A 26,066-nucleotide genomic window follows, 5' to 3' on the forward strand; every position below is an offset into this window, starting at 1 on the left:
CCCATCAAACCACCAGAGATGGCAGCCTCAGTATCCGTTGCTCCACCCACTACAAGCTCAAGGCTAGCGGCATCCAGTTCTTTCATAACTCTATTTCCTTATCTCAATGAAGATTTGGCTAACTGCCAATCAGTTCTATCTGCCTCCCTGCAGATTCGACCGTCTCCGGCCTATGAGCCACCAATACCCGGGTAATAGCGAGCTGCTTGATATGGTCGTTGACCAAAGATTCATTCGCCACATCCAGGTGACTGGTCGCTTCATCCATGAAAAGTATGCGAGGCGCACGATAGAGCGCACGCGCCAACACAATTCTTTGCTTCTGCCCGCCACTGAGGCTCGTTCCCATATCGCCCACCAGCGTGTTGTACTGCATCGGCATTTCGAGAATTTCCTCGTGTATACAAGCCATTTGAGCACAGTACGCAATGCGCTGCAGATTCGGCTGTGGCTCAAAGCAGGCAATGTTATCGGCTATGTTTCCGGCGAGCAGCTGGTCGTCCTGCATAACACCGGCGATCTGGCAGCGAAAATTAGGCACCTGCTTCAGTGGCTGACCGTCAATCAGTATTTCGCCTTCGTTCGGCTCTAGCAGTCCCATCAGACATTTAAGGAGCGTTGTCTTGCCACAGCCGCTGGGACCAACAATGGCAACAGTTTCCCCTGCTTCGATGGAAAAGTTCAGATTCTGGAAGGCGGGTGCTTCCGCCTCACCGTAGCGAAAGCCCAGATTGCGTACTTCGATAGTGCCGCCAAGGGTCTGCTTAGATTCACCGCCCCCTATCGCCAGGGTATTTACCGAGTCGATTTCTTCGATGTGCGTAAAAACAATATCGGACAGACGATCCAGGTGCAGACCGAGCATCTTGATTTCGATCCATTTAACGATCAGCGCATCCATAGACTCTACAAATCGGGTCTTATAGCTGATAAAGGCGTAAAGCATCCCTACCGTGAAAAGATTTCCCATCACCGCAGTGGCGGCAAAATAGATGACCAGCAGATTTTCCAGACCAAAAAGGAGTCGATTGATGGTGTCATAGCCGATATTCCAGCGCGTGATGCGGATATCCTTGTTGATGGTATCCGCCAGGCGATTTTGCCACTGCGCCTGGCGGTCATTCTCGCGCTGGAATATCTTCACAGTCTGGATGGCGCGCACGGACTCCATAAAATGCGAATCGTGTTTCGCCTGGGCCACGATCTTTTCTTCGGTAAGCAGCCTCAACGGCCGGAAAAGTAGTAGGCGCAGCACTGCATACAGCATCACTATCAGCAGGACTAACAGTGTTAGCTCTACGTCGTAGAAGAACATGACAGTTAGCGTGATAAGGGCCATAACCCCGTCCACCAACGCCGCGACCAGCCCTGTGGTCAACAGTTCCCGAACCTGGCTAAGGGAGCCGAAGCGCGACACCACATCCCCCATATGCCGAGTTGAGAAATAGCTCATTGGCAGCCGGATCAGGTGACGGAAGAGATTGGCGGCCATCTGCATGTTGAGCCGGCTGGAAATATACAGTATCACCCATTGGCGTAGAGCGCTGGTGCCGGTCTGTATCAACAGCAACAAACCGAAGCCTATGGCCAGTACCAGCAACAGGTTTTCGTCACCGCGCAGAATGACATCATCCACCACCGTCTGCACATAGAAAGGGGCGACTACGGCGAAAATCTGCAACAACAGGGACAGCAGCAATACCTGTACCAGGCTGCGCTTGAGCCCCGTGACACGCGACCAGAAATGACGAAGCTTCAGGTGCTTGCGATCTTCACCCGCCTGGAATTCTTGTGTGGGCGTGAGCTCCAGGGCAACACCGGTAAAGTGCTGACCGAACTCTTCACGGGTCAGCACCCGTTCGCCCATCGCAGGGTCGTGAATAGTCACCTTGCTGCGCTGCACCGACTTCAATACCACGAAATGGTTCATATCCCAGTGCAGCACACAGGGAAGTTGAAGCTCTCCCAGCTGCTCCAGCTCCAGGCGCAGCGCGCGGCCTGCCAGATTCAGGCGGCCGGCCATGTCCATCAGGGTTTTGAGGTTGGTACCGTGATTCGAAATACTGAAACGCCTACGTAGCGCTGTCAGGTCCGTATCGTAGCCATGGAAGCCGGCAATCATCGCCAGGCATACCAGACCGCACTCCGCGGCCTCTGTCTGCTGTATTGCCGGCAGGCGTCGACCGGTAGCAAAATGCAGTAGTTGCTCCGGGCGCGGCTGGCGTGCTCCTTGCTGGGCAGTCGCGTCCATTACAGCCGTCCCTTCAGGCTATAGATGGGTTCCAGCAGCCACTGCAGAAGACTGCGTTCGGCGAGCTGCACATCGGCGGATAGAGTCATACCCGGCTTGAGCGGGAAATTCTCGCCATAAGCGCGGACCGATGGCTGAGACAGCTGCGCGGAAACCTTGAACACAGGCTCACGTACCGATACAGGCGTGTTGAGCAGCTCATCTGGGAGCATGACCGTATCGGAGACTTCCAGCACGCTGCCGCTATAGAGCCCGAATTTCTGGAAAGGAAAGGCGTCGTAACGAATATTCAAGGATTGACCCGCATCGAGAAAACCAGCGGAGCGGACTGGCACCAGCAACTGCGCTGTCAAAGCTTGTCCGTCGGGCACCAGGGACAGGACTGGGACTCCTGTTTGCGCCTGTTGCCCCTCTTCAGCCTGTAAATTACTGACTACGCCCGCCCGGGAAGCCTTGACGATGTAGGCGCGTTTCCCATGCAATTGGGCAACCCGCTGCGCCAGATCCGAAAGCCTCGCGCGCAACTGGTCGGCGACATCGGCATGCTCTTCTGGCAGCAACACCATTTTGCTTTTTAATTGTTGGATCTGGCTTTGCAGCTTGACTCGGTTGCGCTCCAGGCTCTGGCGCTCGGCGCGCATTTCCAGTTCCTGCGCCAACACACTTTCCAGCTCTGCAGAGGAAACATGGCCTTTATCGTTGAGAATCCGGTAACGCTCCGCCTGCTCCGAAATTAGTGTGTAGCGACGAGTGTGCGTCACAATTTGCTTTTCCAGCAACGACAGATCCTGTCTCGTCGCAGTAGTCTGTTGCTGTATGTCTTGTAGTTGTTGCCGGTAGATCTTCTCGCTGCGCGCCAACTGCTCATTAAGCAGTTGGCGCTGACTTTTATACTCTGCCAACAGTAGAGATTCCAGGTGCTTGCCATTGTCTAGGATGCGATCGCCATTGACCACGATTAACGGGTGGCCTTCGACAACACTTTCCCCTTCCTCTACCAATACCTGCTTTATGATGCCCGGGCTATCCGTATAGACACGCACCACGCCCGACGCTGGCTCAAGCCAACCCTGCACCGTTTCCTGCCGCGCGTAATTACTGCTGCAAAGCCATGCGACAACTGCAATCACCCAAATCAATAACAGAGCCAGAATAGCCAAATGGGAAAGGCGAGGCAGTAACAGGATCTCCCCGTGCAGGCGATCCGCTTGTCGCTGCAATACCTGGTTACGGAACAACCCTGACACCGCCGACATTCCCCTCTTGAATAAGAAAACAGGGACGGTGTTTTACATGCCATATTGGTAAAATTCAAAACTGTCTCATTACATTTAATTACAAGCCTTGAATAAACATTCAGCTATTGAAAAAAAATGAAAATATTTCTGACAGCTATTAGAAAATTATGCACTAAAATTCTTCATTCGCCCCAAATGCTCGTCAAATCAAGAATCATATGGAGAGTTTAATTTTTTTATTCAATTTTACTTGAGAATATAATTTCAAATGTAGACGAAGAAATTCTGTTATTGGGTTTTTATTTTTGTCTATAAGGAGTGGCCCGGGATATGCGACTGCTTATTGCCGGCGATGTCATGACCGGACGGGGTATCGACCAGATACTCCCGAGCCCCTGCAATCCGAGAATCTACGAGTCCTGGCTGAAATCTGCCTATGACTATGTAGCCCTCGCCGAGCAGCGCAATGGCCCCATTCCCCTGCCCGTCTCACCGGACTACATCTGGGGTGGTGCCCTTACAGTCATGCAGGCCCGTCGTCCAGACTTACGGGTCATTAACCTGGAAACGGCTGTCACCACCAGTGACGACTGCTGGCCGGGCAAGGGTATCCACTACCGTATGCACCCGGTCAACCTGCAATGCCTTACGGTGGCGGAAGTCGACATCTGTAGCCTCGCCAATAACCATGTCCTGGACTGGGGTTATGCAGGACTGGAAGAGACACTGGCGCGTCTTCGCGAAGTGGAAATCAAAACAGTCGGTGCAGGCAACCTGATACAGGATGCCTGCAGGCCGGCTGTCATGGAAGCTGGCACGCAAAGGTTGCTGGTACTTGCCTGTGGTCATGGCAGTAGTGGCATTCCCCCGGTCTGGGCGGCCACGCCGGACACGGCCGGAGTGTGCCGTGCAGACAACCTGTCAGCGGAGATGGCCGACAATATTGTTAGTCGCATCAACGCCATCCGCAGCCCCGGAGACGTCACCATGGTGTCAGTACACTGGGGCGGCAACTGGGGATACGCCGTACCCCCCGAGCAACAGCAGTTTGCCCGCCGGCTGATAGAAGGTGGCATTGACCTGGTCTGCGGCCACTCCTCCCACCACCCGAAGGCGATCGAAGTTTACCGTGGCAGGCCGATTCTGTATGGCTGCGGTGACCTGATTAATGACTACGAGGGTATCGGTGGCCAGGAGGAATTCCGGCCGGACCTGCGGATACTGTACTGCTTGGAGCTGAATGGAGATGGGGAGCTGAAGTCGCTGGAGCTGATTCCATTCCAGTCGCGGCGCTTGCGACTGGAACAGGCGCCGGCGATGGACCGGGAGTGGCTCAGGAAGGAACTGGACCGCGAGTGCGGCCGCTTTGGTGGGCTACTCCGCCCGGGGGCGGCCGATAACAGTTTTTTCCTGAATTGGTAGCAGCACACCCACAACCTGCTCAGGCGTGGGCGCCTATTTCGGGCAAGGTCAGGGTCAGCCCTGGTAACCCTGCGGATTCTGCGACTGCCAGCGCCAGGTGTCTTCCACCATGCGCGGCAGGTCATATTCCGCTTTCCATCCCAGCTCTCGCTCCGCCGTTGTCGGGTCGGCGTAGCATTCGGCGATATCGCCGGGGCGGCGCGGCACCACCTTGAAAGGAATGGCACGACCGGAGGCCTCTTCAAAAGCTTTTACAATTTCCAGCACGGAACTGCCTCGACCGGTCCCCAGGTTGTAGGTGTAACAGCCGCTGTCGGTGTCCCCACGGCCCAACTTCTCCAGGGCTGCCACATGGCCGCGAGCCAGGTCCACCACGTGGATATAGTCGCGTACGCCAGTGCCATCCACGGTTGGGTAATCGTCGCCGAACACCTGCAGCTCGGGCAGGCGCCCCACGGCCACCTGGGCAACATATGGCAGCAGGTTGTTGGGAATACCCTGGGGATCTTCACCGATAGTGCCACTCTCGTGGGCGCCGATGGGATTGAAATAGCGCAACAGACTGACCTTCCAGCCCGCATCAGGAGCCGCGCACAGGTCACGCATGATGTCTTCCACCATCAACTTGCTGGCACCGTAGGGATTGGTGGCGCCGGTGGGGAAATCCTCGCGGATCGGTACGCTGGCCGGATCCCCGTAGACCGTTGCGGAGGAACTGAAGATCAGCTGCCTGACGCCAAACTCCTCCATGACCCGGCATAAGGCCAGGGTCCCCGCCACATTATTCTCGTAATAACGCAGGGGCTGTGCCACCGACTCGCCAACGGCTTTCAGGCCGGCAAAATGAATCACCGCATCTATCTGGTATTGGGAAAATATTTCCCGCAGCACCTGCTCATCGGCGATGTCCCCACGATGGAAACTGACCGGCTGGCCGGTAATGGCCTCGACCCGGTGCAGGGCGGCCTCGCTGCTGTTGCACAGGTTGTCCAGCACCACCGGCTGCCAGCCAGCGCTGATCAGTTCCACGCAGGTATGGGTGCCAATGTAGCCGGCCCCGCCGGTCACAAGTATTGCCATGGGTCTGGCCCTTCATTTTTTAGTTCTCGGGAATGGGGCGTAAGTAGAGCGCAAAACTGCCGCCCTTTTCAACCTGTATTGAGGTCTCTCCGGCGTCTCCCTTTAAGGGAGAGCTATGCTGGAAAAGCGAGAGCAAAAAGTAATTTTCCTCGCCCGGCGCGTCCCGGCAGCGCCGCCCGGTCATCGAGGGACCGGAAATAAAGATAGATTTTGGTTTAAGCGCAGCAGCGCGATTCAGCACCAGTGTCGCCCCCAGGGCGCCACCATCTCGCCGACAGTCCATGGCCTGGTCACCCCCGGCGCAGTATCCCGCGAGCCTGAGCCCCGACTGGAACACGAAGGTCGCCCGACACGCTACAGGGAGTTGTCAATGAATACGATTTTCAATCACTACCAGGAAAGGTACGAGTCCATCCAGGAAGAGGAGCTCAGCATCCAGGACTACCTGGAGCTGTGCAAGGCGGACCCCAGCGCCTACGCCTCTCCGGCGGAACGCATGCTGATGGCGATCGGCGAGGCAGAATTGATTGACACCTCCCGCGATCCACGCCTGTCGCGTATCTTTTCCAACAAAGTGATCAAGCGTTACGCTGCCTTCAGCGAGTTCTACGGCATGGAGGAAGCGATCGAGCAGATCGTTTCCTTCTTCCGCCACGCAGCCCAGGGCCTTGAGGAGAAAAAGCAGATCCTCTACCTGCTGGGTCCGGTGGGTGGCGGCAAGTCCTCCCTGGCGGAGCGGCTCAAGGCGCTGATGGAGAAGATCCCCATTTACGCCATCAAGGGCTCACCAGTGTTTGAATCGCCCCTCAGCCTGTTCTCTCCAGAAGAGGACGGGCAGATTCTCGAGGAGGATTACGGCATTCCCCGCCGCTACGTGAATACCATCATGTCTCCCTGGGCCATGAAGCGACTGCATGAGTACCAGGGCGATATCAGCAAGTTCCGGGTGGTGAAAGTCCGCCCGTCCATTCTCGACCAGGTGGCAATTTCCAAGACCGAGCCCGGCGACGAGAACAACCAGGACATTTCCTCGCTGGTGGGCAAGGTGGATATCCGCAAGCTTGAGGACTTTCCCCAGAATGACCCCGATGCTTACAGCTTCTCGGGCAGCCTGTGCCGCGCCAACCAGGGCCTGATGGAGTTTGTGGAGATGTTCAAGGCGCCGATCAAGGTGCTCCACCCACTGCTGACTGCAACCCAGGAAGGCAACTACAACAGCACCGAGGGCCTGGGCTCCATCCCATTCAATGGCATTATTCTCGCCCACTCCAACGAGTCCGAGTGGCAGTCCTTCCGCAACAACCGCAACAACGAGGCGTTCCTCGATCGCATCTATATCGTCAAGGTTCCCTACTGCGTGCGGGTGCTGGAAGAAATCAAGATCTACCAGAAGTTGCTGGAAAACAGCTCCCTGAACAGGGCCCCCTGTGCGCCCGACACCCTGCGCATGCTGGCGCAATTCTCCGTGTTATCCCGGATCAAGGCGCCGGAGAATTCGAGTATCTATTCCAAGATGCGAATCTATGATGGTGAGAACCTCAAGGACACCGACCCCAAGGCCAAAACCATCCAGGAATACCGTGACAATGCCGGTGTAGATGAGGGCATGAACGGCCTCTCTACCCGCTTCGCGTTCAAGATCCTTTCCAAGGTATTCAACTTTGACGCCACCGAAGTGGCCGCCAACCCGGTACACCTCCTCTACGTGCTGGAGCAGCAGATCGAGCAGGAGCAGTTCCCGCCGGAATACCAGGAGAAGTACCTGGGCTTTATCAAGGAATACCTGGCACCGCGCTATGTGGAGTTTATCGGCAAGGAAATCCAGACCGCCTACCTGGAGTCCTACGCCGAATATGGCCAGAACCTGTTTGATCGCTACGTCACCTACGCCGATTTCTGGATCCAGGACCAGGAGTACCGCGACCCGGAGACCGGCGAGATTCTCGACCGCGGCGCCCTGAACGAGGAACTGGAGAAGACCGAGAAGCCCGCCGGCATCTCCAACCCGAAAGACTTCCGCAACGAGATCGTCAACTTCGTGCTGCGCGCCCGCGCCAACAACCAGGGCAAAAACCCGGACTGGCGCTCCTATGAAAAGCTGCGCGCAGTGATCGAGAAGAAAATGTTCTCCAATACCGAGGACCTGCTCCCGGTTATCTCCTTCAACACCAAGGCTTCAGCGGACGACAAGAAGAAGCACGCCGACTTTGTCGATCGCATGGTGGAACGGGGTTATACCGAGAAACAGGTTCGGCTGTTATCGGAGTGGTACCTGCGGGTACGCAAATCGCAGTAACCGGCTGTAGGGGTTTATGAGCTACATCATCGACCGTCGGCTCAACGGTAAAAACAAGAGCACGGTGAACCGGCAGCGTTTCCTGCAGCGCTATAAAGCGCATATCAAGAAGGCTGTCGGCGAGGCGATGAACAGTCGCTCGATCACCGATATGGAGAAGGGCGAGCGTATCAGTATTCCCACCCGGGATATCAGCGAGCCCATCTTCTCCCACGGCGCCGGCGGTCATGTAGACAGGGTACTGCCGGGCAACAAGCAGTTTTCCACCGGCGACCGGATTCCCCGTCAGGGGCAGCAGTCCGGCTCCGGCGGCGGTGGCGGCAGTGCCAGCGACAGCGGCGAGGGCATGGACGAGTTTGTGTTCCAGATCTCGCAGGAGGAATTTCTCGACTTTATGTTCGAGGGCCTGCAGCTGCCGAACATGGTCAAGCGCCGACTCGCCGGCAATGAATCCTTTCAGGTGGTGCGTGCCGGTATCAGCAACGAGGGTACGCCCGGCCGCCTGAACGTAGTGCGGTCCCTCCGCGCGGCTCACGCCCGCCGGATTGCACTCACCAGCAGCAAGCGCCGCAATATCCGCCTGCTGGAGGAGGAGCTCGAGCAGGAAGAGAACAAGGATCCCGCACTGCGGGACCAGCGCCGCGTGGACCTGCTGCAGGGCCAGATCGCCGACCTGCGTGGACGCGTGAAACGGGTTCCCTTCCTCGACGATTTCGACCTGAAATACAACCTGCTGGTGAAGCAGCCCCGGCCCCGCTCCCGTGCCGTGATGTTCTGCCTGATGGATGTGTCCGGCTCCATGAACCAGGCCACCAAGGACATGGCCAAGCGTTTCTTCCTTCTTTTGTACCTGTTCCTGCAACGCAGCTACGAATACACCGAGGTGGTATTTATCCGCCACCACACCAGCGCCAAGGAAGTGGACGAGGAGGAATTCTTCTATTCACGGGAAACCGGCGGCACCATCGTCTCCAGCGCCCTCAAGCTGATGCGCACGGTGATGCGCGAGCGGTATCCGGCCAGCGAGTGGAACATCTACGGTGCCCAGGCCTCCGATGGCGATAACTGGAACGACGACTCCAGCACCTGCCACAAGATCCTGATCGACGACATCATGCCCCACGTGCAGTACTACTCCTATGTGGAGATTACGCCCCGGGACCACCAGGCACTCTGGGAGGAGTACGAAAGTGTCCGGACGCTGTTTCCCGAGCACTTCGCCATGGAGCAGATCGTCGATGTACAGGATATCTACCCGGTCTTCCGCCAGTTGTTCAGCCAGAAGGTGAGCGCGTAATGTTCGATCAAGCCAGCTCTTCGCCGGATGCGCATGCCGAGGGCCCCATATCCACTACATCCGAGTGGACCTTCGAGCTGATCCGGGAATACGACCGCGCCATAGCCGAGCTTGCCGAGGAGTTTGGCCTCGACACTTACCCCAACCAGATCGAGGTAATCAGCTCCGAGCAAATGATGGACGCCTACTCCTCGGTGGGTATGCCGGTGGGCTACAACCACTGGTCGTTCGGCAAGCAATTCATCAGTGTGGAGAATAACTACCAGCGCGGACTGATGGGCCTGGCATACGAGATTGTGATCAACTCCAATCCCTGTATTGCCTACCTGATGGAAGAGAACACCATGACCATGCAGGCGCTGGTGATTGCGCATGCCTGCTACGGCCACAACTCATTTTTCAAGGGAAACTACCTGTTCCGCTCCTGGACCGATGCCAGCAGCATCATCGACTACCTGATCTTTGCCAAGAACTATATCCGCGAGTGTGAGCAGCGCCACGGCCAGGCCGAGGTGGAAGCCGTGCTGGATTCCTGCCACGCACTGATGAACTACGGCGTCGACCGCTACAAGCGGCCCTACCCAATTTCCGCGGTCGAGGAGGAGCGACGCCAGAAAGAGCGCGAGGAATACCGCCAGCGCCAGCTGAACGACCTGTGGCGGACCATCCCCAAAATGGGAGAGGACGATGAGGGCAACAGCCCACACCGCTTCCCCGAAGAGCCGCAGGAGAACATCCTCTACTTTATCGAGAAGAACGCCCCCCTGCTGGAAAACTGGCAGCGGGAGCTGGTGCGGATCGTGCGCAAGCTGGCGCAGTATTTCTACCCGCAGCGCCAGACGCAGGTAATGAACGAGGGCTGGGCGAGCTTCTGGCACTACACGCTGCTAACCGAGCTGTACAAGCGCGGGCGTGTGACCGAGGGATTCATGATCGAATTCCTGCAGAGCCACACCAATGTCATCTACCAGCCGGCGTTCGACAGCCCGTATTACAACGGCATTAACCCCTACACCCTGGGCTTCAGTATTTTCAGCGACCTGCGTCGTATCTGCGAGGCGCCGACGCAAGAGGATCGGGAGTGGTTCCCGGACATCGCCGGCAGCAACTGGAAGGAGACCCTGCAATTTGCCATGCGCGATTTCAAGGATGAGAGTTTCATCCTGCAGTTCCTGTCGCCCAAGGTAATGCGGGATATGAAACTGTTTTGTATCAGTGATGACGACCGCGAAAATGAAATTGTGGTCAACGCCATTCACGACGAGGACGGCTACCGCCAGTTGCGAGCTAACCTGGCGGGACAGTACAACCTGGGCAACCGCGAGCCCAATATACAGGTGTTCTCGGTGGCCAACCGCGGCGACCGCTCACTGACGCTCCACCACACCCAGCATCGCCGCCGCCCCCTGGGCAAGGACACCAAGGAAGTGCTGCGGCATATCCACCGGCTCTGGGGGTTCGATGTGCACCTGAACAGCCTGCACGGTGATGAGATCACCGCAAGCTTTCATTGCCCGGACCAGGGGCGCGACCGGACAGAACGGGAAGAGGAGTCCATGCTGGTTCCCAAGCCCATCTGAGCCGGGCGCTTCACATTTCCAGCAGCAGCTTCGCCTTGGCCACCAGTTCGGCGCGATCCCCCGGCCCCTGGATTACGGCGTCTGCCCCCGCATCCAGCCAGCGCTGCGAGTCGCTTTCGGACGCTTCGGTCACGACCAGTACCCGCACATTCGCAAACTCATTGCGCGAACGCAGGTGATCGATGATACCGAAGGCGTTGTTGTGCTCGAGGCTGACATCGATAACCAGCAGGGCCGGCTTGGCCGCCGCCAGCATGGTGCCCGCCACAAAACTGTTGCCGGCCACATCCACCTCGCAGCCCCCCTGCTGCAACGCCTGGCGACCCGCAGCAATCAGCTCCTGGCTCTGCGCCATAATCAGGACCTTGCGGCTGGCCGCGGCCAGTTCTGCCGGGACCGGCATGGCGTTGTCGCGCAGGAAGCCAACAAAGTCTTCCACACAGATCCGGTGGTCGCCCCGCCCCGGCAGCTTATAGGCCTTCAACTGGCCCCGCTCGATCCAGCGGATCACCGTACGGAAATTAACCCCACAATAACGCGCCGCTTCCCCGGTGGTGAGCACATGCAGTTCGTTCATCGTTCTTATTTCCCCCAACATCTGCGGTTACTTACAGGCCATGTCGAAATCTGCGCCACCGTACGGGGCCAACACCCCCCGCCGACGCGCATTTATGCTGTGATATCGACCTACCCTTATAAAATATGCTGCTTGCTTTGGCAAAATCAGCCGTTAGCTCGGCCTCATAGTGTATTAACGAACGTAATCCCAAGTCCCTCAATAAAATCTCGAAATGAATTGTTGACAGGTAAGACAGGTTTAATAGAATTGTCATCATCTGGCAGTCAGGTCTTTACTGCCACCCGAGTCGCCCGGCGACTCCGCCCGTCCCCGGGCACAGTCTTTTTCGGCCCCCGGGCCGACGCGTATACCCTAAGACCCTGGGCCCCCTTGTTTTTTCGGGGCCTTTTTTTTATCTTCCAGAAGCTCAATCCCCTCCTCTTTGAACGCTCTCCACGGCGCCGGACGCAAGGAATTACAGTGGTACAGAGCCGAGACCGGCACAGCAGTATTCCCCCCGCGAGGCCCCCGCGATGAAAATCTACCTGGTGGGCGGCGCAGTCCGCGACAGGCTCCTCGAGCGCCCGGTGCACGAGCGGGACTGGGTGGTCGTGGGTGCAACCGAAGACGATATGCGCGCGCAGGGCTTCACCCCTGTAGGCCGCGACTTCCCCGTATTCCTGCACCCGGATACCAGCGAGGAGTACGCCCTGGCCCGCACCGAGCGCAAGAGCGGCCACGGTTACGGTGGTTTCACCGTTCACGCCGACCCCGACGTCACCCTGGAGCAGGACCTGCTGCGCCGCGACCTCACCATCAACGCCATGGCCGAGGATGACAGCGGCGAGCTGATCGACCCCTATAACGGTCGCGCCGACCTTGAAGCCCGGTTGCTGCGCCACGTATCCCCCGCTTTCGCCGAGGACCCCCTGCGCATACTGCGGGTGGCCCGTTTTGCCGCCCGCTACCACCACCTGGGCTTCCAGATTGCCGACGACACCATGGGCCTGATGCGCCAGATGGTTGAGGCCGGTGAGGTCGAGCACCTGGTGGCCGAGCGGGTATGGAAGGAAATCAGCCGGGCAATCACCGAGCCGGACCCGGATGTGTTTATCCGCGTGCTGCGGGAATGCGGCGCACTGAAGATACTGCTGCCGGAAGTTGACCGCCTGTTCGGCGTGCCGCAGCCGCCCAGGCATCATCCGGAGGTGGATACCGGCGAGCATGTGCTGCTCGCCCTGCGGATCGCACCGCCCCGCCTGGAGGTGCGCTTCGCAGTGTTAATGCATGACCTGGGCAAGGGCATCACCCCCGAAGAGGTCCTGCCCAGCCACCGCGGCCACGAAAAGGCCGGCCTGCCGCTGGTGCGCGACGTATGCAAGCGCTGGCGGGTGCCGAAACAACTGACCGCACTCGCTGCCGGCGTCTGCGAATATCACCTGCACTGCCACCGCGCCTTCGAGCTGCGCCCCCAGACGCTGATGAAAATGCTGCGCGCCCTGGATGCCCTGCGACGCCCGGAGCGTTTCGAGGATTTCCTGCTGGCCTGCGAGGCCGACGCCCGTGGGCGCGCGGGCTTGGCAGATCGCGACTACCCCCAGCCGGACTTCCTGCGCAGGGTGCGCGCCGCCGCCGAGGCCGTCTCGGTACAACCACTGATCGAGCAGGGCTACGAGGGTGCGGAACTGGGCCAGGCACTGGACCGGGCCCGGATCGACGCCATTGCGCAGGTCATGAAAGAGAAAGAACAGGAACAGAAGGACGCAGATGCGTAACGCCCTCGTCACCGGCGCCGCCGCCCGCCTGGGTCGCGCCATCGCCCGCGAACTCCACCGCGACCACCGGGTGGTGATCCACTACCGCAGTTCCGGCACCCGGGCCCGGGCCCTGGCCGAAGAGCTGAACGGTATCCGTGCGGACTCCGCCGTTGCCATCCAGAGCCCGCTTGCCAGCCAGGCGGACTGCGAGGCCCTGGCAGCGGCGGCAACGGCGCAGTGGGGCGGCATCGATGCGCTGGTGAACAACGCCTCGGCCTTCCATCCCACCCCCATCGGCGAGGCCGACGAGTCCGCCTGGGATGAACTGGTGGGCAGCAACCTGAAAGCGCCCTTTTTCCTCAGCCAGGCGCTGGCACCCAGCCTTTCCCGCGATAACGGCTGCATCGTCAATATGGCCGATATCCACGCCGAGCGGCCCATGCCGCAGCACACCATCTACTGCGCCGCCAAGGCGGGGCTGGTAATGGTCACCAAGAGCCTGGCGCTGGAGCTGGCACCACAGGTACGGGTCAATGCCGTGGCGCCCGGGGCCATCCTCTGGCCGGAGAGCGAGGACGAGGCCGTGGACAGCGAAACCCAGGCCGGCATCCTCCAGCGTATCCCCATGGGGCGCACCGGCCGCGAGGCGGATATCGCCCGTACCGTGCGCTTCCTGGTCAGTGGCCAGGATTACATCACCGGCCAGGTACTGGCCGTGGATGGCGGGCGCAGCCTGAATATCTGATCCACCCCGGGCGCGGCCCGACCTACGCGGCCCGACCATATTTCACTGCAATTTCACCGGGAAGTTGCCACAATGCCTTTCCACGTCGGTAATCGGAAAGCTCCCGGTGAACAGCCTCAAGATACTCCTGGTCGAAGACAACCCCACCCTCGCCCGCCAGACCGGCGAATTCCTCGAGGGGCATGGCTGGCAGGTGGATTTTGCCGATAACGGGCGGCTGGGCCTGAAGCTGGCCCTGGAACAGGTTTACGACCTGGTCCTGCTGGACCTCAACCTGCCGGACATGGACGGCGTGGAGCTGTGCCGCCAGTTCCGCCAGCGCGCCACGGTCACGACCCCGGTATTGATGCTCACTGCCCGCGACGCCTTCGACGATAAGGCCCTGGGTTTCCATTCCGGTGCCGACGACTACCTGTGCAAACCCTTCGACCCGCGCGAGCTGGCACTGCGGTGCGGCGCCCTGGCAAGACGGCGGGAGCTACATCGCAATGACGAAATCCGGATCGGCGCTTTACAAGTCCGCGGGCGCGGGCGTGAGGCGGAACGCGATGGCGAGCCCCTCAGGCTCACCGCCATCACCTTTAATATCCTCTGGGAACTGGCCTGTGCCTATCCCGAGCCGCTGACCCGCGCTGAGCTCTGCCACCGCATCTGGGGCGACAACCCGCCGGACAGCGACGCGCTGAAATCCCATATCTACAGCCTGCGCCGCCAGCTGGACCGGCCATTCGCAAGCCCCATGCTGCGCACCATCAGCAATATCGGCTACCGGCTGGAGCTGCCAGATGAAGGCTGAGCAGCCGCAGCGGAGCCTGCAACGCCGGGTATTTACGATATTCGGCAGCTTCACCCTGGTGCTCTGCCTGGTTTATAGCGGCATCGGGATCATGGCGGCTTACATCATCGAGGACCAGCTGCTCGATAACCTGATATCGGACGAAGCCCGGTATATCGAGCGACAGTTCCATACCCACGGCAAGCTGCCGACACCACGACTGCCCAATTTTTCCCTGTACGCTTCCGCCGGCGATGCCCCGAGCAACTTCCGGGTCGCCCTGGCAGGCGGCCGGAAAAGCGCCGAGCTGTTTGTTACCGGGGAACAGCATTACCACCTGCGGCGCCTGGAACTCGACGGTGGGCCGGTACTCGCTGCGGACGTGGGCAACCTGCTGACAGTATCGCGCCAGTCCGGCCGTCTCGTATGGCTGTTACTGGCTGCGCTGCTCGCTACCACTGCCCTGGCCCTGTGGCTGGCACACCGGCTGGCCGCCGGTACCATCCGCCCCCTGCTGGGCCTCGCCCGGGAAGTGCAGCAGCAACACAATGACCGTCAGCCAGTCGCCCTTTCCGCCACCGAAAACCAGGACGAGATCGGCTTCCTGGCGCGAACGCTGGAGCGCAGCCTCAACGAGCTGCAGCAGGCCCAACAGCGGGAAGCGGAATTTACCCGCGATGTCAGCCATGAACTGCGCACCGGCCTCGCCATAGCCACCAACACCATCGCGCTGTCCCGGCAGCGGGAATTGCAGGACAGCGAGAAACACGAACTCTGGTCGACGCTGACGGCAATGGAAAAGACCGTCAGCACACTGCTGGTACTGGCGCGCGCCGAATCAATCGAGCGCTCCACTTTTGACCTGCGCCCCCTCCTGGAAGAGAGGCTGCTGGCCCGGCGCGAGATCGCAGCGGGAGAGAATTTCCAATTGGATCTCGCGCTGCCGGACAAGCTGCCGGTCAATGGCAACCCCCGCCTTACCGTACTGCTGCTGGATATCCTCCTGGACAATGCCATTCGGCATGCCGCCGGGCCCGCCCTGCAGATTCATGCGAGCGGCAGTGGGCTGAGCTTCACCAACCCGGTCAGGGAAAACACCGATACCGAAAACCTCTTCCTCGCCGGCACCCGCAGGCCGGGCAGTGACGGTCTCGGCCAGGGACTGTACCTGGCAAGCCGGATCCTCAATGCGCAGGGGTGGGGCTATGGGGCCAACTGCGAGAAACAGCTGTTCTCAATCTCCATCTATCCGGCCTGACATCCCGCCTGGCCCGCGCCCGTTCCTCCACGATATTTCCCGAGGAATTTCACCAGCGCTTCACGCGCACTGCGCCACGATGCTCCTGAAACAGCAAGGAGAATCATCATGGCCAAGAAAATCCTGTTAACAATATTATTCAGCGTGACACTGCTCGCCGGCACCGGCTTTTGGCTGAAAAGCCTGATTCCCCCACCGCCGGATCACCAGACCCTGGCGCAGACACAGCCCGGGGATATCCCCTATCTCCAGCAACCCCGGCCCGCCGGTGACCGCGGCCGAATCCTGATGGTGGTGACCAGTGCCTCCACCATGGGTGAGCACGGCAAGGACACCGGATACGAACTGACCGAGCTCGCGCGGTCCTACTACGTATTTACCGCCAATGGCTTTACCGTGGATATCGCCAGCCCCCGGGGCGGAGAGCCGCCGGCAGTGATCGACCGGGACGATATGGGGCCAATCGAATACGCATTCCTGAACGACCAACTAGTGAAGGCAAAGCTGCACGACAGCATCCCGGTGGCACAGGCCAATGCAGGTGACTACCGCGGTATTTTCTTTGTCGGTGGCAAGGGCGCCATGTTCGACTTCCCCGGCAATGCCGACATCCACAACCTGGTGGCATCCATCTATGGGGACGGCGGTGTCGTCGGCGCGGTCTGCCACGGACCGGCAGCACTTGCCGATATAGAGCTGGAGCCGGGGGTGCCGCTGCTGCAGGGGCGGCGTATCAGTAGCTTTACCAACGAAGAGGAACTGTTCCTGATTCCGGAGGCGGAGGAAGTATTTCCCTTCCTGCTCGAATCCCGGCTGCGGGAGAACGGCGCCGTGTTCGAGGCGGGCCCGGCCTACCTGCGCCAGGTCAGCACCGATGGCAGGCTGGTTACCGGGCAAAACCCCTGGTCGGTATGGGCACTCGCCGAGGAAATGGTGAAAACACTGGGCTATCAACCGGTACAGCGAAAGGTTACCAGTGAAGAAAACACCGTGGAGCTGCTACTGGCCTATGAAACCGATGGCCACCGCGGCGCCCTGACCAGGCTGGAAACATTCCAGCAGGCGGCCAGTGGTGAGGGGGAAGCAATCAACCGGCGATTACTGGCGATGCACGGCATTGTCGCGGTGATGCAGGGACGGGTCGGCAAGGCGGTGGATATCGTGCGGCTGCTGTCCGCTGCAAAAAAGTGGCAACAGGGGAAACAGGTGTAACCAGGACCGTCGCCCCGGCTTCGTATTTCCGTGTGAGCCAGGCCGCGACCGGCCTGCGCACCCGGCCAGGAGCTTTCAATGCCCCCTGCCAGACCCGGTGGGCTCATAGAGCCCACCGCCAGTGAACCAGCCTTCCCCCGGCAATACTGCATCGCACACGCTTCGGCCGGAATTTTCACCTGAATTTTACCGGGCCACCTGCAGACTTCCCCCATCAATCAGGAGAACCAAACCATGAGCAAGAAACTGAAATTTACGACCCGAATGATCCTGCTGCCAGGGCTGGCAATCGGTTGCCTTACCGCCCTCTGGTATACCTTTGTAGCGCTGAAAGAGGAGCCGGTAGCCCGGGATGCAATCGTGGCGTCCTACGCTTACCAAACGCCGGCGGATATCGGCATGTCGATGGAAGAAATCGGGGGAGGCCAGTTTGAGTTTTCGTACCGGAGCTTTGACGGGGCACTGGTCAACGGCCGCATCAGCTATCCCTCCGTAAAACAGGAAAAATATCCCGTGCTGGTCGGCATGGCGGCCATGGGAAGAGGCTACCAGCGCTGGTGGGTGGACTCCTTCAAGGGACGCCCGACAGTGACCCGGGTGAATGAAATCACCGAGCTCGCCAGCGAAAAAGGCTATGTGGTGGTCGCCATCGATGCACGCTTTCACGGCACCAGGAAAGACCCCAACCGCACCCTGGCGTCGATCATGAATGACCTGCATTACTTCGGGGACAAGCGCGACTACGAAGCAATGATCCGGGACACGGTCCTCGATTACCGGGTCCTGATGGACTGGATCGCCCAGCAACCGGACCTGGACGGTGGCAACCTGACCCTGGCGGGTTACAGCATGGGCGCGCAGGTCGCCCTGCTGGCCTCGGCCCTCGACCCGCGCGTGGACCGGGTTATCGCTATGGTGCCGCCACATATCGACGACAAGACGGCGGTCGTGGCGCCCAGGAACCTTGCCGGCCTGATTAAAAAACCCGGAGTTCTCCTGATCACTGCAGAGGATGATGAGTACGCTTCGAAAGAGGACAACCTGCAGCTGTACGATGCGATTGCAAGCGCAGACAAGAAGCACCAGGCGCTCGCGGGAGGCCACATACTGCCAGGTGATTACATCGATGCGGTGCGCGGCTGGCTGTAAGGCAGCGTAGCCGTTGCTCCCAGCGGGTACGCCCGCAGCCCCACGCGCCGGTTTTGGCACTGGGGCCCGGGTGCAGGACAAAGACAGTCAGGGCCAGGGAAAGTGTACCGGCCAGAGTTTCTGCTTGTCCTTGTCGTAATCTTCCCACATCTCGGCAAAGGTCTGGCCGGTGAGGGGGTGGCGCTGGGCTGGCGCCAGCTCGGCCAGGGGCTGCAGCACGAAGGCGTTTTTCACAATCTCGCCGCGGGGCAGTTTTACCCCATCGAATTCGCCGGCCAGGTCGTCGTAGGTGAGGATATCGATATCCAGCGTCCGCGCGCTGAACTTGGGGCCGCTGCGCACCCGGCCATTGGCATCCTCGATCTCCCGCAGTCGCAGTGCCAGCTGGCCCACCGGCAGGTCGGTGTGCAGGCCCACCACCAGGTTATAGAAATTGTCGCCATCGAAGCCCACGGCCTCGCTCTCGAATACCCGCGAGACACTCAGGTTGCCGAATTCAGCGGCCAGCGCATCCAGGCCGGCACGAATATGCCGCCCGCGGTCGATGTTACTGCCGAGACTGAGGTATACCTGTGCCACGCTCACACTCCTGCGGCGGCGCCGCTGGCCGGGCGTTCGCCGCGCTCGATAATCACACCCACATCGCGGGAACCGCGAACGGCCCCCGGCTTCGACAGCCGCAGCCGCAGCCACGGCACGCTGAACTCGTCGCGCACAATGCCTGCCGCCTGTTCCGCCATGGTTTCCACCAGCAGGAACTCGCTGCCCTCGATAAAGCCGATCAGCCGCTTGGCCACCGCCTTGTAGTTGAGGGTGTGCTCGATATCGTCGGTGCGCGCCGCCTCGGAAATATCGAACGCCATCTCCAGGTCCAGGCTCACGGTCTGGCGCACCTCGCGCTCCCAGTCGTAGATCCCGATAATGGTGTTCACTTTCAGGTCCCGTATATAAACGATATCCATCAGCCGGCCAGGCCTCCTTCCAGTTCCGTCATCGGCCAGCGCGGCCGCACTTCCACACCCAGGCCCGACTGCTGCCCGGCCTTGAGGCGCAGGTAGCCGGCGTAGGCAATCATGGCACCGTTGTCGGTGCAGAATTCCTGGCGCGGGTAATAGACCTCCGCGCCATCCCTGGCCAGCGCCTTCTCCAGGCGCTCGCGCAACAGTTTATTGGCGGAGACCCCGCCGGCCACCACCAGGGTCTTGCGGCCCGACGCCTTCAGCGCGCGGCGGCACTTGATCACCAGGGTGTCCACCACCGCTTCCTGGAAAGCCGCGGCGATATCGGCACAGGTCTGGTCGTCCGGGAGCCCGTCTGCCAGGGCGTGGTCGCGCACCGTGGTCAGGGTATAGGTCTTGAGGCCGGAGAAGCTGAAGTCCAGCCCCGGGCGATCGGTCATGGGCCGCGGAAAGGTAAAGCGCGCCGCATCGCCCTTCTCCGCCAGCGCGGCCAGGCGCGGCCCGCCCGGATAGTCCAGGTCGAGCATCTTGGCGGCCTTGTCGAAGGCCTCCCCGGCGGCGTCATCCAGGGACTCGCCCAGCAGTTCGTATTCCCCCAGACCACGCACATCCACCAGCTGGGTGTGGCCGCCGGAGACCAGCAGGGCAACAAAAGGAAAGGCGGGCGGCTTCTCCTCCAGCATCGGCGCCAGCAGGTGGCCCTCCATATGGTGGATCTCCACCGCCGGCACGCCCCAGCCGTATGCCAGGGCCCGCCCGGCACAGGCCCCCACCATCAGCGCGCCCACCAGGCCGGGACCGGCGGTATAGGCAATACCGTCCAGGTCCGCCGGCGCAGTGCCGGAACGCTCCATCACCTGGCGCACCAGTGGCAGCAGTTTGCGCACATGGTCGCGACTGGCCAGTTCCGGCACCACACCGCCGTAATCGGCGTGCAGGTCCACCTGGCTGAAGAGCGCATGCTCCAGCAGGCCCCGTTCGCTGTCGTACAGGGCTACGCCGGTTTCATCGCAGGAGGTTTCGATACCCAGAATCCGCACTTGGTCTCACACTCGTGGCTGAATCAAAGGGCGCCTATCATACTTGAAAGGGTAGTCAGGGTGCAGGCACCCCCCGGGAAGCTGCATATGGCACCCGCAGGCGGGCCAAAGCCCCCGCCAGACGGCCCTCTGGCGCCATTTCCGCTGCTGCCGGGATGCTTTTCTTCCTATATAGGGGCATACCGGCGCCACCGACCCGCAGAGACGGGCGGAAATGGCTATAAACCGGGCGCTGACAGGCTTGCGATCCCCGGACCAAGTGTTTAGAATTTGCGCCCTCGCTGTGAACCGGCCCCCGGATTGCATCTGCGAGAGCAATTGCCGGAAGGCCGAGAGAAACGAATTTTACAGGTAACTTATGCCCTCTGTACGAATCAAAGACAACGAACCGTTCGATATCGCCCTGCGCCGCTTCAAGCGCTCTTGTGAGAAAGCCGGTGTACTGTCTGAAGTACGTCGTCGCGAGTTTTACGAGAAGCCGACTGCCGTTCGCAAGCGCAAGGCTGCCGCGGCTGTGAAGCGTCACGCCAAGAAGCTGCAGCGCGAAAACCGCAAGTTCCAGCGCCTCTACTAAGCAGCGGCCCCCGAGGCTGCTCTCAGCGAGGCCGGCCGGGGCCAGAACCCCGGGGCGGTGATCGAAAAACGGCGTGCGAGCTGGACTCGCGCGCCGTTTTGCGTTGTGCTGGAGTTAAAAGGCGTGGCCCCGCCACCCCACCGGGATGCCCCGAGCATGCCGGCGGCCCGGATACTGACCCGCCGCCCGCGCGGCCGGGTGAATAACAACCCTAAAGACCGGATCCATACCCATGAGCACTCTCAAGGATACCCTCGCCCAGTCCACCAAGGAGGCCATGAAGGCCCGTGCCAAGGAGCGCCTGGCGACCCTGCGCCTGATCAATGCCGAGATCAAGCGTGTCGAGGTGGATGAGCGTATTGAGCTGGACGACGCCCGCATCCTGGCCCTGCTGGACAAGATGACCAAGCAACGTCGCGATTCCATCGCCCAGTACGAGAAAGCCGGCCGCGCCGAGCTGGCCGCCGTGGAACAGGCCGAGATCGACGTCATCCAGGAGTTCCTGCCGGAGCAGCTGAGCGAGGCCGAACTCGCCGAGATCGTCAGCGCCGCGGTCAAGGACACCGGGGCCAGCGGCATGGCCGACATGGGCAAGGTAATGGCCCAGGTGAAGCCGCAGGTACAGGGCCGCGCCGATATGGGGGCGGTGAGCAAAATGGTGAAAGCCCAGCTCGCCTGAGCCGGGCCATTCCTACACTACGCCGGGTGCCCAGCGCCGCCCGGCCGCAGCAAATCTCGTGGAACGACTGAATGGCCGGAAAGATCCCCCAGCATTTTATCGACGACCTGCTCGCACGGGCCGATATCGTCGGGGTGATCGACAGCCGGGTGAAACTGCGCAAGACCGGGAAAAACTATTCCGCCTGTTGCCCGTTTCACGACGAAAAAACCCCGTCCTTTACCGTAAGCCCCGACAAACAGTTCTACTACTGCTTCGGCTGTGGTGCCAACGGCAATGCGATCGGCTTCCTGATGGAATACGACCGCATGGGCTTTCCCGAGGCGGTGGAAAAGCTGGCGGCCAGCCAGGGCCTGGAAGTGCCGCGCGAGCAGCTGGCCCCTGGCGTCGAGCAGCGCCAGCGGGAGAGCCAGTCGCTCTACCAGCTGACCGGCAAGGCAGCGGATTTCTACCGCGCCCAGCTGCGCTCGCACCCCTCCGCGGGGCGAGCGATCACTTACCTGAAACAGCGCGGCCTGTCGGGTGAGATCGCCCGCGACTTCGGTATCGGCCTGGCGCCGCCGGGCTGGGACAACCTGCTCAACGAGCTGGCGGACACCCCGGACAAGGCCGACCAGCTGGAGCGCGCCGGCCTGGCCATTCGCCGCCAGGACAGCAACGGCAACAGCGCCTCCCGCGGACGCCACCACTACGACCGCTTCCGCAACCGGATCATGTTCCCGATCCGCGACCAGCGCGGACGCACCATCGCCTTCGGCGGGCGGGTACTGGGTGACGACAAGCCCAAGTACCTGAACTCGCCGGAAACCCCGATCTTCCACAAGAGCCGCGAACTCTACGGCCTGTGGGAGGCGCGCCAGGCCAACCGCGACCTGCAGCGGCTGATCGTGGTGGAGGGCTACATGGATGTGGTGGCGCTGGCCCAGTTCGGCATCCGCTGCGCGGTCGCCACCCTGGGCACCGCCTGTGGCGAGGAACATATCCAGCTGGCGTTCCGCCATACCGGCGAACTGGTGTTCTGCTTCGACGGCGACCGCGCCGGCCGCGCGGCCGCCCGGCGGGCACTGGAATCCGCCCTGCCGCAGATGCAGGACGGCCGCAGTGTGCGCTTCCTGCTGCTGCCGGAAGGCGAGGACCCGGACACCCTGGTGCGCCAGCTGGGGGGCGAGCGCTTTACGCAACTGGTGGAAGAGCAGGCACGGCCGCTGGAAGACTTCCTGTTCGACCTGGTGGGGGAAGGCATCAACCTGCAGACCATGGACGGGCGCGCGCGCCTGTCCAAGCAGGCCGCCCCCCTGCTGGACCTGCTGCCGGCCGGCGTCTATCGGCAGCTGATGTTCCAGCAACTGGCGGCGCGCACCGGCCTCGACCGGGAGATGCTGGAAGAAATCATCGAGGCAGAGCAGGCCAGCCGCGCCAGCCGCCCACCGGAACCGGCCCCAACCGCGCCGCAGCCCCACAGCGCCCCGCGCAGTGAGCCGGCTGCACCGCGCGGCGAAGCCGCCCCGGGCAGCCCGGACCCGGGCCCCGGGGAGATGCCGCCGCAGCCGCCCCAGGACTATATCGACGAGTTCGACCAGCCCCCGGACATGGCCGCCCCGGAGCCGGCACCGGCAGCCGCCACCCCGCGCCGGCGCAGCGGCCAGTACCGCCTGCCGCCGGAGCGCATGCTGATTGCGCTGCTGCTGCACCACCCGGAGCTGGCGGCACAGATCGCCGACAGCGCGCAGTTCCGCAATCGCGGCGTGGCGGACCTGGCCCTGTTCGCCGACCTGGTGGAGCTGCTTCGGCAGCGGCCAGACTACAATCTGAACCAGCTGCTGGGTTACTGGCGCGCCCACCACGGTGCCGCATCCTGCGACACCCTGGCGCAACTGGCGGCCTCCCAGCTGGTCAGCGGCGTACGCCAGCTGGCCCGCGGCGACGCGGGCCTGGAGTACGACCCCCAGGCCGAATTCAGGGACTGCCTGCAGCAGCTGGAGCGCAGCGAGGCACGCGAGCACAATCGCGGCCTGCTGGAGCAGCTGCGCAGCGGTGGCGGCCAGTTGAGCGACGAGCAGCGGGCGCTGCTGGCCAACTGGCGGCGCAAGGACGACTAGTCAGGTGCCGGGCCTTGAAATACCGGGGCCCAGCACCATATCGATAAACCCCGGACGGGAGACGGGATCGGGAACCGAGCACAACAGACTTCGCACCACGGCGTCACTTGACAGCCAGAGTGGTTATTGCTATCGCAAATACGCTATAATCCCGCGTCTTTGTCCCGACTTTTTAACCCCCAAGATTTCAGGGTTGTGCATGACCGACAAAACCCAACAGCAGACGACTTCCCGCATCAAGGAGCTGATCGCCCGCGGTAAAGAGCAGGGCTACCTGACCTATGCAGAAGTAAACGACCACCTGCCGGAAGATATTTCCGATCCCGATCAGGTGGAAGACATCATCGGCATGATCAACGACATGGGTATCAAGGTGTTCGAGAGTGCACCCGATGCCGAAGAACTGTTGATGGCCGAGGGCGACAGCTCCGCCGATGAGATAGCCGCCGCCGAAGCCGCCGCCGCCCTGGCCGCGGTGGAATCCGACGTGGGCCGCACCACCGACCCGGTGCGCATGTATATGCGCGAGATGGGTACCGTGGAGCTGCTCACCCGCGAGGGCGAGATCGCCATCGCCAAGCGGATCGAGGAAGGCCTGCGTGAACTGATGGCAGCCCTGGCCTACTGGCCCGGTGCCGTCCAGCACGTGATCGACGAGTACAAGCTGATCGAGGAAGGCGAGCGCCGCATCCCGGACGTGATCGCCGGCTGGCTGGACCCGGCCGACGAGGTCCCGCCGGGCGCCCAGACCGGCCAGGCCGCCGCCCCCGCCCCGAGCAGCGACAAGTCCGATGACGACGACTCCGACGATGACGACGACGATTCCTCCGAGGAAGAGGAAGAGAACGTCGGCGGTATCGATCCGGAAGAACTCGCCGAGCGCATGAACAAGCTGATCGCCGCGCAGAAGAAGGCCGACGCCGCCATCAAGAAGCACGGCCGCGACTCCAAGCAGGCCGGCGAGGCCCTGGAGGCCGTGGGCGAGGTGTTCCGCTACTTCAAGCTGGCCCCGCGCCAGTTCGACCCGCTCTACCAGCAGGTGCGCAGCATCCTCGACGAGGTGCGCCTGCAGGAGCGCGCCATCATGCACCTGTGCATCAAGAAAGCCCGGATGCCGCGCAAGACCTTCATCAAGGAGTTCCCGGGCAACGAGACCAACGAGGACTGGATCCCCGGTATCGTCAAGAAGAAGCGCGACTACTCCGACAACCTGCGCCACCTGGCGGAAGACATCATCCGCTGCCAGCGCAAACTGGCCCAGTGCCGCGAGCAGGCCGGGCTGGAGATCGGCCAGATCAAGGAGATCAACCGCCGCATGTCCATCGGCGAGGCCCGCTCCCGCCGCGCCAAGAAGGAAATGGTCGAGGCCAACCTGCGCCTGGTGATCTCCATCGCCAAGAAGTACACCAACCGTGGCCTGCAGTTCCTGGACCTGATCCAGGAGGGCAACATCGGCCTGATGAAGGCGGTGGACAAGTTCGAGTACCGTCGCGGTTACAAGTTCTCCACCTACGCCACCTGGTGGATCCGCCAGGCCATCACCCGCTCCATCGCGGACCAGGCGCGCACCATCCGTATCCCGGTGCATATGATTGAGACCATCAACAAGCTCAATCGCATCAGCCGCCAGATGCTGCAGGAGATGGGCCGCGAGCCGACCCCGGAAGAGCTGGGCGAGCGCATGGAAATGCCGGAGGACAAGGTCCGCAAGGTACTCAAGATCGCCAAGGAACCGATCTCCATGGAGACGCCCATCGGCGACGACGAGGATTCGCACCTGGGGGACTTCATCGAGGACCAGAACCAGTCGTCCCCGGTGGATACCGCCACCCAGACCGGCCTGCACGACGCCACCCGCTCCGTGCTCGGCGGCCTGACCGCGCGCGAGGCCAAGGTACTGCGCATGCGCTTCGGTATCGACATGAACACTGACCACACCCTCGAGGAAGTGGGCAAGCAGTTCGACGTGACCCGCGAGCGTATCCGCCAGATAGAGGCCAAGGCACTCCGCAAGCTGCGACACCCGTCGCGCTCGGAGCACCTGCGAAGCTTCCTCGACGAAGGATAAGCACCCAAAGCCCGGCACCGCCGGGCTT

General features: G+C 61.2%; 21 protein-coding genes. 14 read left to right on the top strand and 7 right to left on the bottom strand.

Annotation, left to right across the window (positions count from 1 at the left end; all coding sequences use genetic code 11):
- Positions 1 to 118: 118 nt before the first annotated feature.
- Complete coding sequence (locus ACH6CX_RS10990) at positions 119 to 2,251, bottom strand: peptidase domain-containing ABC transporter (RefSeq protein ID WP_396675406.1); 2,133 nt, start codon at positions 2,249 to 2,251, stop codon at positions 119 to 121.
- The gene (locus ACH6CX_RS10995) at positions 2,251 to 3,507 is read right to left on the bottom strand and encodes an HlyD family secretion protein (protein WP_396675407.1); all 1,257 of its coding nucleotides are present in this window, start codon (positions 3,505 to 3,507) and stop codon (positions 2,251 to 2,253) included. The genes ACH6CX_RS10990 and ACH6CX_RS10995 overlap by 1 nt, the downstream gene beginning before the upstream one ends.
- 312 nt (positions 3,508 to 3,819) lie before the next feature.
- Between ACH6CX_RS10995 and ACH6CX_RS11000 the strand changes: the two genes are divergently transcribed.
- Positions 3,820 to 4,911: a CapA family protein gene (locus tag ACH6CX_RS11000; protein WP_396675408.1), complete on the top strand. Its 1,092-nt coding sequence runs from the start codon at positions 3,820 to 3,822 to the stop codon at positions 4,909 to 4,911.
- Between the two features lie 54 nt (positions 4,912 to 4,965).
- On the opposite strand, the gene galE is transcribed toward ACH6CX_RS11000, so the two are convergent.
- Positions 4,966 to 5,991, bottom strand: coding sequence for a UDP-glucose 4-epimerase GalE (gene galE / locus ACH6CX_RS11005; RefSeq protein ID WP_237064243.1), 1,026 nt, complete (start codon positions 5,989 to 5,991; stop codon positions 4,966 to 4,968).
- 370 nt (positions 5,992 to 6,361) lie between these two features.
- Here galE and ACH6CX_RS11010 point away from each other — a divergent pair, with 370 nt between their 5' ends.
- Genes ACH6CX_RS11010 through ACH6CX_RS11020 form a run of 3 tightly spaced genes read left to right on the top strand, consistent with a single transcriptional unit; the run spans position 6,362 to position 11,164 of the window.
- The gene (locus ACH6CX_RS11010) at positions 6,362 to 8,287 is read left to right on the top strand and encodes a PrkA family serine protein kinase (RefSeq protein ID WP_237064242.1); all 1,926 of its coding nucleotides are present in this window, start codon (positions 6,362 to 6,364) and stop codon (positions 8,285 to 8,287) included.
- Positions 8,288 to 8,303: 16 nt separating this feature from the next.
- Positions 8,304 to 9,584: a YeaH/YhbH family protein gene (locus ACH6CX_RS11015; RefSeq protein ID WP_232940813.1), complete on the top strand. Its 1,281-nt coding sequence runs from the start codon at positions 8,304 to 8,306 to the stop codon at positions 9,582 to 9,584.
- A complete protein-coding gene (locus ACH6CX_RS11020) occupies positions 9,584 to 11,164 on the top strand; it encodes a SpoVR family protein (protein ID WP_232940812.1) in 1,581 nt (526 codons plus the stop codon). The genes ACH6CX_RS11015 and ACH6CX_RS11020 overlap by 1 nt, the downstream gene beginning before the upstream one ends.
- Before the next feature lie 10 nt (positions 11,165 to 11,174).
- Here the strand turns inward: ACH6CX_RS11020 and ACH6CX_RS11025 are convergent, their stop codons facing one another.
- Positions 11,175 to 11,741, bottom strand: a complete 567-nt coding sequence (locus ACH6CX_RS11025) for a response regulator (RefSeq protein ID WP_232940811.1) — start codon at positions 11,739 to 11,741, stop codon at positions 11,175 to 11,177.
- 515 nt (positions 11,742 to 12,256) lie between these two features.
- Between ACH6CX_RS11025 and ACH6CX_RS11030 the strand changes: the two genes are divergently transcribed.
- The 6 genes from ACH6CX_RS11030 to ACH6CX_RS11055 all read left to right on the top strand — a co-directional run bounded on the left by ACH6CX_RS11030 (position 12,257) and on the right by ACH6CX_RS11055 (position 18,619).
- Positions 12,257 to 13,498 carry a multifunctional CCA addition/repair protein gene (locus tag ACH6CX_RS11030; RefSeq protein WP_232940810.1) on the top strand — a complete coding sequence of 414 codons (1,242 nt, stop codon included), beginning with the start codon at positions 12,257 to 12,259 and terminating at the stop codon, positions 13,496 to 13,498.
- Positions 13,491 to 14,225 carry a pteridine reductase gene (locus ACH6CX_RS11035; RefSeq protein WP_334079112.1) on the top strand — a complete coding sequence of 245 codons (735 nt, stop codon included), beginning with the start codon at positions 13,491 to 13,493 and terminating at the stop codon, positions 14,223 to 14,225. Before ACH6CX_RS11030 ends, ACH6CX_RS11035 begins: the two co-directional genes overlap by 8 nt.
- Positions 14,226 to 14,331: 106 nt before the next feature.
- On the top strand, positions 14,332 to 15,021 hold the full coding sequence (locus ACH6CX_RS11040) for a response regulator transcription factor (RefSeq protein ID WP_232940808.1): 690 nt from the start codon (positions 14,332 to 14,334) through the stop codon (positions 15,019 to 15,021).
- Entirely contained in the window at positions 15,011 to 16,258 is a 1,248-nt protein-coding gene (locus ACH6CX_RS11045) for a hypothetical protein (RefSeq protein ID WP_396675409.1), read from the top strand. The genes ACH6CX_RS11040 and ACH6CX_RS11045 overlap by 11 nt, the downstream gene beginning before the upstream one ends.
- A gap of 108 nt (positions 16,259 to 16,366) precedes the next feature.
- Positions 16,367 to 17,470, top strand: a complete 1,104-nt coding sequence (locus tag ACH6CX_RS11050; protein WP_396675410.1) for a type 1 glutamine amidotransferase domain-containing protein — start codon at positions 16,367 to 16,369, stop codon at positions 17,468 to 17,470.
- A 234-nt stretch (positions 17,471 to 17,704) separates the two neighbouring features.
- Positions 17,705 to 18,619 carry a dienelactone hydrolase family protein gene (locus tag ACH6CX_RS11055; protein ID WP_237064239.1) on the top strand — a complete coding sequence of 305 codons (915 nt, stop codon included), beginning with the start codon at positions 17,705 to 17,707 and terminating at the stop codon, positions 18,617 to 18,619.
- Positions 18,620 to 18,706: 87 nt separating this feature from the next.
- On the opposite strand, the gene folK is transcribed toward ACH6CX_RS11055, so the two are convergent.
- The 3 genes from folK to tsaD are packed head-to-tail and all read right to left on the bottom strand — an operon-like array spanning position 18,707 to position 20,618.
- Positions 18,707 to 19,198, bottom strand: coding sequence for a 2-amino-4-hydroxy-6-hydroxymethyldihydropteridine diphosphokinase (gene folK / locus ACH6CX_RS11060; RefSeq protein ID WP_232940804.1), 492 nt, complete (start codon positions 19,196 to 19,198; stop codon positions 18,707 to 18,709).
- Positions 19,199 to 19,200: 2 nt separating this feature from the next.
- Positions 19,201 to 19,581, bottom strand: a complete 381-nt coding sequence (gene folB / locus ACH6CX_RS11065) for a dihydroneopterin aldolase (RefSeq protein ID WP_232940803.1) — start codon at positions 19,579 to 19,581, stop codon at positions 19,201 to 19,203.
- Positions 19,581 to 20,618 carry a tRNA (adenosine(37)-N6)-threonylcarbamoyltransferase complex transferase subunit TsaD gene (gene tsaD / locus ACH6CX_RS11070; protein ID WP_396675411.1) on the bottom strand — a complete coding sequence of 346 codons (1,038 nt, stop codon included), beginning with the start codon at positions 20,616 to 20,618 and terminating at the stop codon, positions 19,581 to 19,583. Before tsaD ends, folB begins: the two co-directional genes overlap by 1 nt.
- Before the next feature lie 358 nt (positions 20,619 to 20,976).
- Between tsaD and rpsU the strand changes: the two genes are divergently transcribed.
- From rpsU to rpoD, 4 genes are all read left to right on the top strand, one after another.
- On the top strand, positions 20,977 to 21,192 hold the full coding sequence (gene rpsU / locus ACH6CX_RS11075; RefSeq protein WP_020411530.1) for a 30S ribosomal protein S21: 216 nt from the start codon (positions 20,977 to 20,979) through the stop codon (positions 21,190 to 21,192).
- Positions 21,193 to 21,424: 232 nt separating this feature from the next.
- Positions 21,425 to 21,871 carry a GatB/YqeY domain-containing protein gene (locus ACH6CX_RS11080; RefSeq protein WP_232940801.1) on the top strand — a complete coding sequence of 149 codons (447 nt, stop codon included), beginning with the start codon at positions 21,425 to 21,427 and terminating at the stop codon, positions 21,869 to 21,871.
- 71 nt (positions 21,872 to 21,942) lie between these two features.
- Entirely contained in the window at positions 21,943 to 23,970 is a 2,028-nt protein-coding gene (gene dnaG, locus ACH6CX_RS11085; RefSeq protein ID WP_396675412.1) for a DNA primase, read from the top strand.
- Between the two features lie 199 nt (positions 23,971 to 24,169).
- Complete coding sequence (rpoD, locus tag ACH6CX_RS11090) at positions 24,170 to 26,038, top strand: RNA polymerase sigma factor RpoD (RefSeq protein ID WP_232940799.1); 1,869 nt, start codon at positions 24,170 to 24,172, stop codon at positions 26,036 to 26,038.
- Positions 26,039 to 26,066: the final 28 nt, after the last annotated feature.

It is taken from the genome of Microbulbifer sp. JSM ZJ756 (assembly GCF_044383805.1).
GTDB lineage: Bacteria > Pseudomonadota > Gammaproteobacteria > Pseudomonadales > Cellvibrionaceae > Microbulbifer > Microbulbifer zhoushanensis.

Coding starts and splice junctions, on each gene's coding strand:
- ACH6CX_RS10990 (WP_396675406.1), bottom strand. CDS start 2,251: ATGGACGCGACTGCCCAGCAAGGAGCACGCCAGCCGCGCCCGGAGCAA.
- ACH6CX_RS10995 (WP_396675407.1), bottom strand. CDS start 3,507: ATGTCGGCGGTGTCAGGGTTGTTCCGTAACCAGGTATTGCAGCGACAA.
- ACH6CX_RS11000 (WP_396675408.1), top strand. CDS start 3,820: ATGCGACTGCTTATTGCCGGCGATGTCATGACCGGACGGGGTATCGAC.
- galE (WP_237064243.1), bottom strand. CDS start 5,991: ATGGCAATACTTGTGACCGGCGGGGCCGGCTACATTGGCACCCATACC.
- ACH6CX_RS11010 (WP_237064242.1), top strand. CDS start 6,362: ATGAATACGATTTTCAATCACTACCAGGAAAGGTACGAGTCCATCCAG.
- ACH6CX_RS11015 (WP_232940813.1), top strand. CDS start 8,304: ATGAGCTACATCATCGACCGTCGGCTCAACGGTAAAAACAAGAGCACG.
- ACH6CX_RS11020 (WP_232940812.1), top strand. CDS start 9,584: ATGTTCGATCAAGCCAGCTCTTCGCCGGATGCGCATGCCGAGGGCCCC.
- ACH6CX_RS11025 (WP_232940811.1), bottom strand. CDS start 11,741: ATGAACGAACTGCATGTGCTCACCACCGGGGAAGCGGCGCGTTATTGT.
- ACH6CX_RS11030 (WP_232940810.1), top strand. CDS start 12,257: ATGAAAATCTACCTGGTGGGCGGCGCAGTCCGCGACAGGCTCCTCGAG.
- ACH6CX_RS11035 (WP_334079112.1), top strand. CDS start 13,491: ATGCGTAACGCCCTCGTCACCGGCGCCGCCGCCCGCCTGGGTCGCGCC.
- ACH6CX_RS11045 (WP_396675409.1), top strand. CDS start 15,011: ATGAAGGCTGAGCAGCCGCAGCGGAGCCTGCAACGCCGGGTATTTACG.
- ACH6CX_RS11050 (WP_396675410.1), top strand. CDS start 16,367: ATGGCCAAGAAAATCCTGTTAACAATATTATTCAGCGTGACACTGCTC.
- ACH6CX_RS11055 (WP_237064239.1), top strand. CDS start 17,705: ATGAGCAAGAAACTGAAATTTACGACCCGAATGATCCTGCTGCCAGGG.
- folB (WP_232940803.1), bottom strand. CDS start 19,581: ATGGATATCGTTTATATACGGGACCTGAAAGTGAACACCATTATCGGG.
- rpsU (WP_020411530.1), top strand. CDS start 20,977: ATGCCCTCTGTACGAATCAAAGACAACGAACCGTTCGATATCGCCCTG.
- ACH6CX_RS11080 (WP_232940801.1), top strand. CDS start 21,425: ATGAGCACTCTCAAGGATACCCTCGCCCAGTCCACCAAGGAGGCCATG.
- dnaG (WP_396675412.1), top strand. CDS start 21,943: ATGGCCGGAAAGATCCCCCAGCATTTTATCGACGACCTGCTCGCACGG.
- rpoD (WP_232940799.1), top strand. CDS start 24,170: ATGACCGACAAAACCCAACAGCAGACGACTTCCCGCATCAAGGAGCTG.